Source organism: Emticicia sp. C21 (assembly GCF_003418935.1).
Classification (GTDB): domain Bacteria; phylum Bacteroidota; class Bacteroidia; order Cytophagales; family Spirosomataceae; genus Emticicia.
This window is the reverse complement of sequence record NZ_QVMT01000004.1, coordinates 1-13,922: the sequence shown is the minus strand read 5'-3', so window position 1 is coordinate 13,922 and position 13,922 is coordinate 1. Positions and strand designations below refer to the sequence as shown.

Sequence of the window (13,922 nt, the reverse complement as noted above, 5' to 3'; positions counted from 1 at the left end):
CGGTTCAATTTTGCTGAAAACTTAAAGCAAAAATATGAGTCGAACATTCAGTATTATCTCAGCAACGCTCCTGACATTCTTTATCTTCAGTTGCGAAAAAGAAATCTCTATCAATGATGATGGCAACTTAGTACCGAAAACGGTAGAACAAGATGTGTCTCTTCCTTCTATCAAAGTCAATGAAACCCAGCTTCACGCAGAAGCTTTTGGCAATCCTGCCAATACTATGCTTGTCATTTTACATGGTGGGCCGGGTAGTGATTATCGTTATTTGCTGAATTGTAAAGCATTTGCTGACAAGGGCTATTATGTTGTCTTCTATGACCAGAGAGGTTCAGGCTTATCACAAAGACACCCGAAAAGTATTTACTCTATCCAGATTATGTTGGATGATTTGAGTGCAGTAATTACCCATTACAAAACTTCATCTACACAAAAGGTATTTTTATTAGGGCATTCATGGGGGGCGATGCTGGCAACTGCCTACATCAATGCCTATCCCAAAAGTATTAACGGCGCCATATTGGCTGAACCGGGTGGTTTTATCTGGCAGGACGTGCTTGATTATGTAGGTCATTCGCGCAGTTTCAGATTTACTTCCGAAACCCTCAATGATGCTACTTATCTAGACCAGTTTATTACAGGTAAGCAGAATGAACAAGCCATTCTAGATTATAAATTTACATTAATGGCTTCGGCGGATGAATCGGAGGAAAGCTCTCTAGGCAATGATGGCCCGTTACCATTCTGGCGAAGCGGGGCGGTAATTCAGGAAGCCTTATTTGAAGTCGGAGACAAAGAAAAACCAGACTGGACTACTAATCTAAAATCATATACCAATAAAGTACTTTTCATCTATAGCGAACGGAATAAATCCTATGGCTTAGTTCATGCTCAGAAAGTATCCTCAGCCTATCCGAATGTACAATTAGAAAAAATAAACGGTGCCGGGCATGATATGCTGAGCTTCCCGACAGGTTGGACTAATTTTTATCCTATTGCATTAAACTACTTAAACACACTTTAATATGAATACCTTAAAATTGATTATCGTTTTCTGCTTTATAACTATCAGTTTCAGCCATGCTCAAACCCTTAACTGGGCAAGTTTGCAAAAAGAACAAAGACATATTACCAGTATTAATATTGGTTTAGATTATGGCATCACATTAGGTATTGCTTACGGCTACCAATTAAAAGCAAAGTTGCCTGTTATACTAGTAGCGGAGAACTCTTTACCATCAGGTAAAAACATAGGTGATGATTTTAAAACCAAAATAGGGGGACAAATCAGATGGATTAGGGTAGGAGATTTGCAATTCAGCACCAAAGTGCAAGGTGTTTTCAGAAGATTTCAAAACAATTATGCGAGGCTCAATAATTTCGGAAGCGACTTATCAGGCATTATCGGCTACTATAAACCTAAATGGTTTTTGGCAGGTGAGGCAGGTTTTGATAAAGCTATTGTAACGCACTTCAAACACCCGGACTTAATGAAAGAGAACTTTGCTACTAAAGATGGCTGGTATGAACCTGCTACCGGAGGAAATTTTTATTATGGTTTGCAATCAGGTTTTAGTTGGCGAAGCCATGATTTAACCCTCAAAGCAGGAAAAATTGTTACTCAGGATTTCAAAACTGAGCCAATACTACCTTTTTATATACAGTTGGGGTATAATTTGAAGATAAAATAAAATACAAAGAGCCAATAATTATCATAAGCCTTCCACACAACTTTTTCAATATTAAGATTTATTATCATGGATGCGATTTTTTTTAGATTCTGGTAAATTAGGCAAGGCTTTTGCTATTTTTGTAGAAGTAAACCTAATTATACGCTCCTCTTATATGTCTAAGAAGAAAAAAAACATTGTTAAGCCCGCTATTGCTAATGATGTACCAACACCTTCGGTTAATAAAATAGAGACTCCAGTAGATAAATCAGTTAAGAGTTCAATTTCAGTTACTGCATCCGGTAATTTAGGATTTCTTGAGAAATTATCTCCACTTAAGATGTTGTCTGTATTTATCGGATTACTCATTGTCTTGTTGGGATGGGTGTATAGGTCGTATCTAGGGAGTAAGCTGGCCTATATGTTCAAAGATATCGGGAGTGATTCATATAACCTCATTTACCCGCAATTTTACCATCATGCAGCCTATATTCAGAAGTATGGCACTATGCCAAAATGGTCTTTCGAGCAAGGTTTAGGACAAAACGTACATCCATTCTGGTTCGACCCTATCAGTGCAGTTTTGTTTCTGATTTTCAAGACCGAAAGTGCATCTGTGATGATATGGATGCAACTCATTTATATGCTTCTGGCAGGAATTTTCTTTTTTCTTTATCTGAAAACTCTGCAAATCAAAAACTATCCGGCCCTGATAGGTGGATTATTATTTACTTTTTGTGGATATGTAACCATTGGTGGAACCTGGACAGTCGATAAGTTCCCTTTAGAAATACTGCATATTGCTATGCTTTTATATAGTGTAGAAATATATCTATCAAGAGGCAAATGGGCTTTATTTCCTATCGCTATTGCTTTGGTAGGCATTCACCAGCCTTTTGATTTGTATCTGTACGGCATCATGTTGTTTGCTTATATCACTGTTCGTTATGCCGAAAATCGTTCTATAAAAACATTAGATTATGCCAGGCATTTATTTGTATTTCTGATTTTAGGAATCGTAGGTGTGGGTATCGGCTCGTTTCAGCTATGGAGCAATTTACAGCAAATGATTGATAGCCCTCGTGTCAGTGGAGATTACTCTTATGCCAATACTTTAAGAAGTAGCCCGATATTCAGTCTGGGAGATTGGAAACAGTATACAACAGTTCTTCTACGAATGTTTTCAAGCGATTTCTTAGGAGATGGAAGGAATTATACAGGCTGGCAAAACTATATGGAAGCTCCTGTATTCTATTGTGGATTTTTGAGTTTACTTTTAGCTCCACAATTCTTCTTCCAATTGAATCGTAAACAGCAGATTGTTTATGGAACATTGCTTGGGCTATCTTTATTGATAATCATTTTCCCCTATTTAAGATATGCTTTCTGGTTATTTACCGGAGATTACTACCGAACTTTCTCTCTGTTGATGGTATGTCTGTTGCTCTTCTTTTCAATGCGTGCATTAAACTTTCTGTACGAAAGCGGAAAGGCAAATATCATTACTCTGGCTGCAACAAGTGTCTTATTACTTATAATTGTAAATACAGTAGTGGCAGAAGGGCAAACGGTTAGCAAGAGTGTAAAAAGTATGGTAAACATATTTCTGATACTCTATACAGGCTTTATTTTCATGAGCCGTGTAAGTAATCTGAAAGTGCTTGCCTTTTCGCTGATAGGTATATTAGCATTGATAGAAGTAGTTTATTTCTCATCAAACTCGCTCTCAAAACGTGATGCCCTGACTAAGCAAGAACTAAATGAGGAAGGCATAGGCATGAAAGACGGTACGGTAGAAGCTGTAAAATATCTGAAAGAAAAAGATCCTAATTTTTATAGAATCGAGAAAAACTATACTTCGGGAGTAGCTATCCATCAAAGTACTAATGATGCCAAGATTCAGGGATATTATGGTACGCGTTCATACCACTCTTTTAACCAGTTGAACTATGTGAAGTTTTTGGAGAGTGTAAAATTACTCCGAATCAATGATGAAACAAGTAGCCGTTGGTTATATGGAGTGCTGGGTTCTCCGTTGATTCAGCGACTTTGTAATGTTAAATATTTCTTGGCTAAAGGTATAGATGCAGCAGCCATGAGAGGAGCTAATCAGGATTCTGTGGCAATGTTCAGAGATGTAAAGGTATTTGCACTGAAAGATAATCTGCCTTTAGGCATAACTTTTGACCAATATATTTCTGAGGCTGATTACAATAAACTTGATTCCTTAGAAAGACAGATAACTGTTTTACAGGCTGTCAATGTCAATAAAGATTTTGAACAAAAACTAAAAGGGCTTTCTAGAATTACTTCTTCGGCAGTTCCGGCGGAAGGCGTTTCATTGGTTGCACTGAAAAACTGGGTGGATAAACTTAAACAAGATACCTTACAAGTTACCTCATTCACAGATAATCAGATTATAGGTAAGATACAGGTAGAGAATCCTAAAATTCTATTCTTTGCCATTCCTTTCGATAAAGGTTGGTCTGCTAAAGTAGATGGGAAAGAAACGACTATCGAAAAAGTAGATGCCGGATTAATGGGCATTTTATTAGAAAAAGGCAATCATGAGGTAGAATTGCAATTCGCTCCGCCAACGGTTAAAGAAGGAGGCTATGTTTCAATTGCTTCGATACTTTTGTGGGGTGCAGCCATAGCTTTTTTTAGCTTCCGGAAGAAAAAAGATAAAGAAGAAACTGTTTAGTTTGTGTTTATATATAGCTGTCGATATTTTAAAATTATTGAGATGAAAAATTTATCACTATTTACAATCCTGTTTTTTGTATTGGCTATTAGCAATGTCGTTTCTCAAGTCCCACCTTATGTACCAACCGATGGTTTAGTTGGGTATTGGGGCTTTAAAGGAAATGCCAATGATGAAAGCGGAAGTAATAATCATGCTACTGCCACGAATGTAACTTTGACTACTGATAGATTTGGTAATGAGAATAGCGCATATCAGTTTAATGGAATTAATAGTAGAATAAGTACCACAAATGCTTTCTTTAATATAGATTGGGATTCATTCACTATTTCGTGTTGGACCTACTCTACCAGTTTTCTTAACCCGAATAATGTGAATGATAGTGAGGTAGTAATCAATACCGACCCTCATAATGGTATTGCTATTACACTGTATGGACAAAATAACCCATTCAAAGATTTCTTCGATAACAAATATGTTTTCCTGGCAGGTTCTAAGCCTGATATCAGAAGCTGGGATATTGCTGAATACACGGGCTATTCAAACACAACCAGAACTATCAATACCTGGAATCATCTGGTATTGGTAAAAACCGGAACTACGTATAAATTTTATGTAAATGGGGTTCTTGACAAAACGGTTGTTGGTAATAAATCTACCGATTCTTATTTATGTAAAATCGTGTTCGGAGGTCTGGCCTCTAATATTACTCCGGAAGTATTTTTAGGTAAATTAGACGATTTTGGCATCTGGAACCGGGCTTTATCTGAATCAGAAATAAGAGGCTTAATGAGCCAGAGTTGTCTCATCTGTGTGCCTTTTGAAATAAGAAAATCAAGCAAATAATATATTTTATCAATTAAGTAACTACCTTAGCAAGATAAAAGTAATTGCTTAATTAATTACACCTGTTTTTATTGCTGCTGACATTTAAACTACCCTATATGAAATTCAAATCTCTACCTCTGATTACAATCGTACTCATTGTATCTATCCATTTTTCTGTTTTTTCACAAGTTCCACCTTATGTGCCAACTGCTAATCTGGTAGGCTATTGGGGATTTAATGGTAATGCGAATGACGACAGCGGTAATAATAATCATGGTACACCTACCAATGTATTTTTAACTTCTGACAGATTCGGGAATGAAAATAGTGCTTACCTATTTAATGGTTCAACCAGTAGAATTGATATAACTAATGCCTTTTTTAATGTCGGTTGGGAGTCGTTCACGATTTCTTGTTGGACATACTCAACAAGTTTCCTGAACCCAAATAACTATAATGACAGTCAGGTCATAATTAATACAGATCCGCATAATGGTATTGCGATTACGTTATATGGAGAAAATAATCCTTTTAGTGAGTATTTCGACAATAAATATGTATTTCTGGCTGGTTCTTGGCCAAATAACAGGGGTTGGGATATTGTTCAGTATGAAGGATACTCTAATACTCTGAAAACTATTAATAATTGGAATCATGTGGCCTTGGTAAAAAATGGAAAAAATTATGACTTCTACATTAATGGTATTTTGGATAAAACTGTCATTGGCAATACCAATGCCGTAGAGTATTACTGTAAAATGGTTTTTGGTGGAGAGGCCGCTAATATTCCTGCTGAAGTATTTCTTGGCAAATTAGATGATTATGGTATCTGGAACAGAGCACTTTCTTCTATAGAAATCACAAGCTTATATAATTCTACACCTTGTCTTAATTTACTAAACCTTACAAGCCCGATAGATGATTTATCGACAGGTAACCATTTAAAAGGAGCAGTAGAAATAAAAATGGCAAGCAAGATAACCGGAGAAGCAAGACTAAACCTGAATGCACGATCAGTGGAACTAAATCCAGGCTTTAGTGTGAATAATAGAGCAGTAATTTCTACATCTGTAAGCTCCATAGTTGGTGGTTGTAATTGAGAGATTGGTATATTTAAAAGCTTTGAAAATGCATTTAGAGATGAGTTAAATTGTAGGTGCTTTAACCTAAATTTAATCCATAATTAAAGAAGTAAGGCAGAAAAATGATTAATTTGCGTAAAACTTACCAAACCATGACCGTTAAAAAGAGTGCAGCTACCTCATTCGTGCTTATTACTGTTTTAATAGATTCTATAGGCTTCGGAGTAATTATCCCTGTTTTACCCAGATTAATTTCAGAATTGGCACATGTCGATACCAGTGGGGCTGCCCGTTATGGTGGTTTATTATTTGCTGCTTATTCGGTGATGCAATTCCTTTTTTCTCCGGTTATGGGAGGGCTCAGTGACCAGTACGGACGCAGACCTGTGTTATTAGCTTCACTTTTTGGTTTTGGGCTGGATTATTTGCTATTGGTTTTTGCTCCTACTATTGCTTGGTTATTTGTTGGTAGAGTCATTGCAGGCATCATGGGCGCAAGTTTTACTACGGCCGCTGCTTATATGGCTGATATAAGTACTCCAGAGAAAAGGGCCCAGAACTTCGGGATGATTGGCGCAGCTTTTGGTTTAGGATTTATTATCGGACCTATTATTGGAGGATTGGTCAGTGAATTTGGTACCCGTACTCCATTTATGGTAGCGGGAGGTCTGACTATATTAAACTGGTTATATGGATATTTTGTTCTACCTGAATCACTCAGCATAGAAAACCGTCGAAAATTCAACTGGAAAAGAGCCAATCCTATTGGGGCCTTAGTAAATTTACGCCGATTCCCGATGATTATAGGATTAATAGCGGCTTTGTTTTTAGTATATATATCAAGTTTTTCTACACAAGGTACCTGGGCTTACTATACCAAAGAAAAATTTAACTGGACAGAGCGTGAAGTAGGTCTATCACTGACTTTCGTAGGAGTAATGATTGCCTTGGTACAGGGATTCCTTACCCGCATCCTGATTCCGAAACTTGGAACTAAAAAATCAATTTATGTAGGGTTCGTATTTTCCATTTTAGGCTCTCTTGCCTACTGTTTTGCCACCGAAGGCTGGATGGTCTATGCTATTATGATACCCTTTTCGTTAGGCGGTTTAGCAGGTCCTGCTATGCAAGGTATTATTTCAGGCCAGATACCGCCTAATGAACAAGGAGAATTACAAGGGTCTTTAACCAGTCTAAATAGTGTAGCAGCTATTATTGGGCCTGTACTTATGTCAAGCCTGTTTGCTCGATTCACAGCTAAAGATGCTCCTATTTATTTTCCTGGAGTTCCTTTTCTGGCATCAGTTATTTTAACCACAATAAGTTTGTTATTGATTATTAGAACATTAAATAAGCATACTACTAAAGTAGAACAGGCAGAAGAAATTAAACACTAAGATATTTCATCAGCATATCGTAGCGCTCTTGCTCAATACTATCAATAGGGTCATTGGCATAAGCACCTTCAACGATATAACCGAAACGTTCGAGAGTAGCTACAATTGAAGTAATATTCTGGCGGTTGATTTTCAGCGTAAGGGTTGAATTTTCTTCTCCGTTATATTGATTCCCTGAAAAATAACTACTTAAAACCTTGGCATTATCAGACTCGACTAAACGGCTGATTTCTGCTAAAGAATAATCCCTGTTTTTAATAGCAATCACTAATACGGCTCCCGGTTCTTGTGTTCCAAGTAACTCGCCAAATCTATTATAAATTTCTGCGGCTGTAATGTTGCCGACGAAATTCTGTTCTTCATCTATTGCCGCCAATATTTCGAGACGGTATTTTGAAATTAATCCTAAAGCTTCGTATAGATGTTGGTAATCGAAAATGTATACGCCCGAATATTGTGGCATTATCTCAGAAATCAATAAGTCTTCGTCATAATTCAACAATATATCTTCGCTTATAATACCTAAGTATTTTTCATTGTCGACAACCACCAACTGTCCAATACGATTTTCTTCCAACCAACTTAAAGCGTCACCAACTGTATCGCTCAGTTTCAGGATGGGTAATTCGTGGTTGATAATTTGAGCAGCCGTCATTCTGGTAAAAATTTTATAATATATTTCTCCAAAGAAATAATCATAAAAAAATTATGCCAATACCTCTTCCTGAACTTTGTCAAGGAAATTGGCAAGATAATGATTAAATTCTTCAGGACGCTCCATCATAGGGGCATGGCAACATTTGTCAATGAAATACAGTTCTGAGTTCTCTAGTAAACGATTGAATTCAAAACCTACATGAGGGGGAGTAATAGTATCATTAAGACCCCAGATTAAGCAAGTTTGTACTTTTATATTCGGAATTTCCTTAGCCATATTATGGCGTTGTGCCGATTTAGCTATCTGTACGATATTCATACATTTCGGAATACTTGATGTAATCTCAAAGCACTCGTCAATCAATTCTTTAGTAGCTGTTTTTGGGTCATAGAAAGTATAAGCTACACGCTCACGGATATAATCGTAACTTCCGCGTTTAGGGAAAGAGCCACCCATGGTATTTTCAAATAAACCCGAACTTCCGGTCAGTATCAATGCTTTTACGGTATCCTGGTGCGCCAACGTATATAATAGACCTACATGGCCACCTAACGAGTTACCTAATAAGATAATGTCTTTCAGTTGTTTAAAAGCAATAAATCTTTCTATAAATGCTTGCAGTCCTTCTAAGCTTGCTTCGCGCATAGGCATATCGTAAATAGGCATTACAGGAATAACAACCCTGCAACGATGTTTGAAGCCCTCAATCACATCGTCGAAATTACTTAATGCACCAAATAAGCCATGCAAAATTAGTAGCGTATCGCCACTACCTTCGTCAATATATTTAAACTCTCCCTCCTGTTGTACTTGATAATTCATTCTATTTTCTCGAAAATTCTATTAAAGATTTAGTATGTTGTGACAAAGATGTAATTAAGAAATCCGTCTATATTTGTGTTTTCTAAGACAAAATAGTAGTTTAAAATTGAATTTTCAAAACTTTCTATAGTAAAGAACGAAAAACACAGATTAAAAGTTTATGAATGACTTTTCAACAGTGATTATAGGCGGTGGGATTTCAGGATTGACGTGTGCAAAGTATCTGAACGACAAAGGAATGAGTTTCGTAATCTTAGAAAGCTCAGACGCTTTGGGAGGAAGAGTGCGCACTGATATGGTAGAGGGGTTTCGTCTTGACAGGGGTTTTCAGACGTTATTAACCAACTATACCGAAGCACGTAAAATACTAAATTACAGCAACTTAGATCTCAACTATTTTGAATCCGGTGCCTTAATAAAAGCAAATAAAGGTTTCACAAAGCTTGAAAATCCCTTCAAAGGTAAAGGTTCTTTTTTGTCGACCGCTTTTTCGCCGATTGGTTCATGGAATGATAGACTGAAAATTAAAAAATTTGCTAAATATGTATCAGATATGTCAGATGAGGAGCTATTTGGCATGGATGATACTGAGACTATTAAGTTCCTGAAAAAGTATGGATGGAGTAAGGAAATCATTCATCAGTTTTTCAGACCACTCTTTGGTAGTATTTTTCTTGATAACGAATTACATTCCTCAAGTAATCTGTTCCATTTTGTTTTCAAGCAGTTTGTCAAAGGAGAAATGGCACTGCCAGCTGAGGGAATACAGGCAGTACCCGAACAAATTTCAGCTCTGATTTCAAAAGAGAAAATCCGATTAAATACCCTTGTAAAGGGAATAGAAAGTAACCAGGTTTTTTTGGAGAATGGAGAAGTGCTGACAACGGATAGAATAATCATAGCCACAGACCGAAATACAGCTTCCGATTTTTTAGGGGAAGACAAAAATTATGATTATCAGATCAGCACTTGCACTTATTTTTCGGCAGAATATTCGCCATTAAAAGGACAGAAAATGCTAACTTTAAATCCAGACCGAAAAGGCGTGGCTCACAACCTATGTGTGCCTACAGATATAGCACCTACTTATAGCACAACAGGTAGGACATTGATTTCAGTAAGTGCTCACGGTTTAGATAAAATTGATGAACGAAATCATATCAGCCGTATCAAACGTGAATTATATGATTGGTTTGGTGCACAAGTAAATGTCTGGAAACATCTGCGTACTTACCACATGCCCGAGGCATTGGTAAAGTTTCCGGCAGGTACAAAGAAGCAGGTACTGAAATTGAGTGAAAACCTGTATCGTTGTGGCGATTATCTGGCTTATCCATCCTTAAATGCAGCCATGCAAACGGGTAGAGAAGTAGCGGAAATAATTAGTGAAATTTGAAATAATAGCAAAAGCGTACCTATTCAAAACCTATAAATATTTTATGAAAATCCTTACCTCACTACTCTTATGTCTGACATTCGTTAGCCAAGCCCAACAAAAATATCTGAACCTATCAAAAGAAGTATTATATGATAAAATAAAAGGTGGTTGGGCAGGTCAGACCATTGGCGTTACTTTTGGTGGGCCAATGGAGTTTCGTTACAATGGTACTATTATTAATGAGTATCAGCCTATTCCCTGGTACGATGGCTATCTGAAGAAAACCATGATTGAAAATCCTGGTCTCTATGATGATTTATACATGGATTTAACTTTTGTAGATATTCTTGAAAAAGAAGGGCTGGATGCTTCGGTTGAGTCTCATGCTAAAGCTTATGCCAACGCAGGTTATGCATTATGGCATGCCAATCAGGCCGGTAGATATAACATATTACATAATATAATGCCTCCACAATCAGGACATTGGCTTCATAATCCTCACGCAGATTGTATCGACTATCAGATTGAATGTGATTTCGCAGGACTGATGTCTCCAGGAATGCCGAATACTGCCTCTAAAATTTCGGATAAAATCGGGCATATCATGAATTACGGAGACGGTTGGTACGGTGGTATTTTCTTAGGAGCTTGCTATACTTTGGCATTTTCTTCTAATAATATAGAATACATAATTAATGAAGCTTTGAAAACAATTCCCAAGCAAAGTGAGTATTATAAATGTATAGCCGATGTAATTAAGTATTATAAACTATACCCGAACGACTGGAAAAAGACATGGTATGCTTTGCAGGAAAGATGGTCTGATGACATTGGCTGTCCTGATGGTGTGTTCGCTCCTTTTAATATTGATGCCAAGTTGAATTCAGCTTATGTGGTATTAGGGCTATTATATGGTAAGGGAGATTTTACGAAAACTATAGAAATAACCACCCGTTGCGGACAAGATGCCGATTGTAATCCATCGTCGGCCTGTGGTATTCTGGGGACTATGTTAGGTTATTCAAAAATACCTCCTTACTGGAAAATAGGATTGACAGAGGCTGAAGATATTGATTTTAAGTATACTACTATCTCATTAAATAAGGTATATGAGATAGGATTGAAACATGCTTTGCAGAATATCGAAAGAAATGGAGGTAAGGTTACTGATGATAAAGTAAGTATTCTATTACAAAAGCCTGAATTGGTTCGTTGGGAGCAAAGTTTTGAAAAGACCTATCCGGTTGACAAGATATTTGTTTATAAAAGTATAAAAGACGAATATAGTTTTGATTTCGAGGGTACAGGTATTGTAATAAAAGGTGTTGCCGAAAAGAAAGACAAAGACGCTAAAGATATAGTATTAAATACGGAAGTATACATAGACGGCAAATTGGCTGAAACCGTAGAAATGCCAACTGAGTTCCGCATCCGCAGGCATGAGATTTTCTGGAATTATCAATTATCAAAGGGAAAACATAAGATAGTTGTAAAATTACTGAATCCATCGGCTCAACACGATTTACGGTTAAATGATGTAATTGTGTATAACGACCAACCAAATGCCGAGGGTAACCAGACTATCTATCGATTCGGGCAGCAGAAGAAAATTAAACCTTAGAGAATAAATCATATCTAAGAAAATGGAATGAATGAAATTACGTTAATAAGGAAACATAATTAATCCAGCAAACATGAAAAAATCAATTATCAGTCTTATTGCATTTGCAATCTCGGTAAGTTTTGCATTTGCTCAAACGGCACAAGATGTTCTCAACAAATATATGGAGGTTACAGGTGGCAAGTCACTTTGGGATGGGGTGAATACTTATTCTATGAAGCAAAGCTATAAAAGTGGTGCAGCCTCTGACTACGATATGGATATTAAGGGATCGTTTGGCGATAATTCAATGTCTAAATCAAAGACTATCCTAAAAAGAACCTTTGTATATGGTATTAAGGGAAATGAAGGTTGGTTGAAAGTGCCACTTGGAAGCGGCGATAAAAATACGCAATACGAAACAAAGGATTTGAGTGCGAAAGAACAAGAAAATATGCGTAGAGAATTAAGAGAGTTAGTGTTGCCTTTTTGGGATTTTCAGAAGAAAGGTTACGTGGCTACTTTAGTTGGTTCAGAAACCTTGAACGGAAAAAAAGTAAACCATGTAGAACTTAGCGGTAAAGGCGTAAAATACAATCTATATTTTGATGAAGGCACAGGTTTATTGAACCGAAGAAAACTTACTCTGGCTAGCGGTGAAGTGATCACAGAAGATTACATCAATTACGCAACTTCGCCTTATGGTATCAAGTACCCATCAGAATCAACTTATACCAGTACGGCTGATAAGCGAACTGTAAAAGTAACAACTAGTATCGTGTTTAATGATAATATATCTGCTTCGGCTTTTGCAAGATAAGTAGGCAAAGAGAAGCCCGACCTGAAAGTCGGGCTTTTTTTATGTTGTTGCCTTAGTGGCTTCTTTCTTATTACTTTCTTCTTTTTTATTATCTGTTGCTTTAGGTCTTCTTTGCGTACTAGATTTTTCCTCATGTTTCTGAGTGGCCTCCTCAATAGAATGAGAGACAAAAGCATCATCTTCTTTTTCAGCAAGGTCTGCCAGTTTTCTATAGAAAGCTTTGGCTTTTTCTAATTCCTCTTCTGTTAAATCTTCTATATCAATCAAGCGGTTACTAGCCTTATCACTTGAAGCTATCAATTCGTTGAGTTTAAGTTGTAAGGCAACTGTATCCTTGTTCTGAGACTGCTGAATAATAAACACCATCATAAAAGTAATGATTGTAGTACCAGTATTAATAACTAATTGCCACGTGTCAGAAAAATCAAACAGTGGCCCAGAGACTGCCCATATAATAATGACGATGAAAGCACTCACAAAAGCATAGGGACTACCCGTAGCCTTAGTTACTTTTTTTGAAAAACGGTCGAAGAAACCAAGTATTCCTTTTTTCTTTTTTTTCATTGTAGAAACATTTACTGTTTATAATGGATGTAGCTGTTCGCTCTTATATATACTATTATGTATAATAAAAAACTGTTCCACCATATTTAAAGCTTTATGAGGATAGATTTACCCANAGTAAGTTAAATAAGGTTTATGCTCTAAAAAACTTTTGATTGGGGGGTTGACAAATGTAAAAAAGCGCCGTACCTTTGCAGTCCCAAAAATGATGAACAGACTGAGCGTTACATAGCAGGAGCATAGTAAAAAGGTAGTAATCAGAAGGTTGGGAAGAGGTTGAAAATAAAGTTTGTCATTCATTTGGAATTGTAAAAATAAAGTCAGAATTTTGCACCCCGATTGATTGAGAGAGTAAGGAAAGAGAGGTTGAGGGAACGAAAGGGTTGAAAATAAATT

At 36.8% G+C, this 13,922-nt stretch carries 12 protein-coding genes; 9 read left to right on the top strand and 3 right to left on the bottom strand.

From position 1 onward, the window contains the following. Positions 1-34 precede the first annotated feature (34 nt). From D0T08_RS10650 to D0T08_RS10625, 6 genes are all read left to right on the top strand, one after another. A complete protein-coding gene (locus D0T08_RS10650) occupies positions 35-1,027 on the top strand; it encodes an alpha/beta fold hydrolase (RefSeq protein WP_116982621.1) in 993 nt (330 codons plus the stop codon). Position 1,028: 1 nt separating this feature from the next. Next, the gene (locus D0T08_RS10645; RefSeq protein ID WP_116982620.1) at positions 1,029-1,694 is read left to right on the top strand and encodes a hypothetical protein; all 666 of its coding nucleotides are present in this window, start codon (positions 1,029-1,031) and stop codon (positions 1,692-1,694) included. A 154-nt stretch (positions 1,695-1,848) separates the two neighbouring features. Further along, positions 1,849-4,377 (top strand): YfhO family protein, encoded by a 2,529-nt coding sequence (locus D0T08_RS10640; RefSeq protein ID WP_158561244.1) that lies wholly within the window; start codon positions 1,849-1,851, stop codon positions 4,375-4,377. Positions 4,378-4,419: 42 nt separating this feature from the next. Then, positions 4,420-5,223: a LamG domain-containing protein gene (locus tag D0T08_RS10635; RefSeq protein WP_116982618.1), complete on the top strand. Its 804-nt coding sequence runs from the start codon at positions 4,420-4,422 to the stop codon at positions 5,221-5,223. A 98-nt stretch (positions 5,224-5,321) separates the two neighbouring features. Beyond that, positions 5,322-6,305 (top strand): LamG domain-containing protein, encoded by a 984-nt coding sequence (locus D0T08_RS10630; protein ID WP_116982617.1) that lies wholly within the window; start codon positions 5,322-5,324, stop codon positions 6,303-6,305. Between the two features lie 134 nt (positions 6,306-6,439). Further along, complete coding sequence (locus D0T08_RS10625; RefSeq protein WP_116983019.1) at positions 6,440-7,684, top strand: TCR/Tet family MFS transporter; 1,245 nt, start codon at positions 6,440-6,442, stop codon at positions 7,682-7,684. Here the strand turns inward: D0T08_RS10625 and D0T08_RS10620 are convergent. Further along, positions 7,674-8,339 (bottom strand): CBS domain-containing protein, encoded by a 666-nt coding sequence (locus D0T08_RS10620; RefSeq protein WP_116982616.1) that lies wholly within the window; start codon positions 8,337-8,339, stop codon positions 7,674-7,676. The genes D0T08_RS10625 and D0T08_RS10620 overlap by 11 nt on opposite strands. Positions 8,340-8,390: 51 nt before the next feature. After that, entirely contained in the window at positions 8,391-9,164 is a 774-nt protein-coding gene (locus D0T08_RS10615; RefSeq protein WP_116982615.1) for an alpha/beta fold hydrolase, read from the bottom strand. Positions 9,165-9,324: 160 nt separating this feature from the next. Here D0T08_RS10615 and D0T08_RS10610 point away from each other — a divergent pair, with 160 nt between their 5' ends. From D0T08_RS10610 to D0T08_RS10600, 3 genes are all read left to right on the top strand, one after another. After that, complete coding sequence (locus D0T08_RS10610; protein WP_116982614.1) at positions 9,325-10,560, top strand: NAD(P)/FAD-dependent oxidoreductase; 1,236 nt, start codon at positions 9,325-9,327, stop codon at positions 10,558-10,560. A 43-nt stretch (positions 10,561-10,603) separates the two neighbouring features. After that, positions 10,604-12,163 carry an ADP-ribosylglycohydrolase family protein gene (locus tag D0T08_RS10605; protein ID WP_116982613.1) on the top strand — a complete coding sequence of 520 codons (1,560 nt, stop codon included), beginning with the start codon at positions 10,604-10,606 and terminating at the stop codon, positions 12,161-12,163. A gap of 73 nt (positions 12,164-12,236) precedes the next feature. Further along, complete coding sequence (locus D0T08_RS10600) at positions 12,237-12,962, top strand: hypothetical protein (protein ID WP_116982612.1); 726 nt, start codon at positions 12,237-12,239, stop codon at positions 12,960-12,962. Between the two features lie 39 nt (positions 12,963-13,001). Here the strand turns inward: D0T08_RS10600 and D0T08_RS10595 are convergent, their stop codons facing one another. After that, positions 13,002-13,526, bottom strand: a complete 525-nt coding sequence (locus tag D0T08_RS10595) for a low affinity iron permease family protein (RefSeq protein ID WP_116982611.1) — start codon at positions 13,524-13,526, stop codon at positions 13,002-13,004. Positions 13,527-13,922 lie beyond the last annotated feature (396 nt).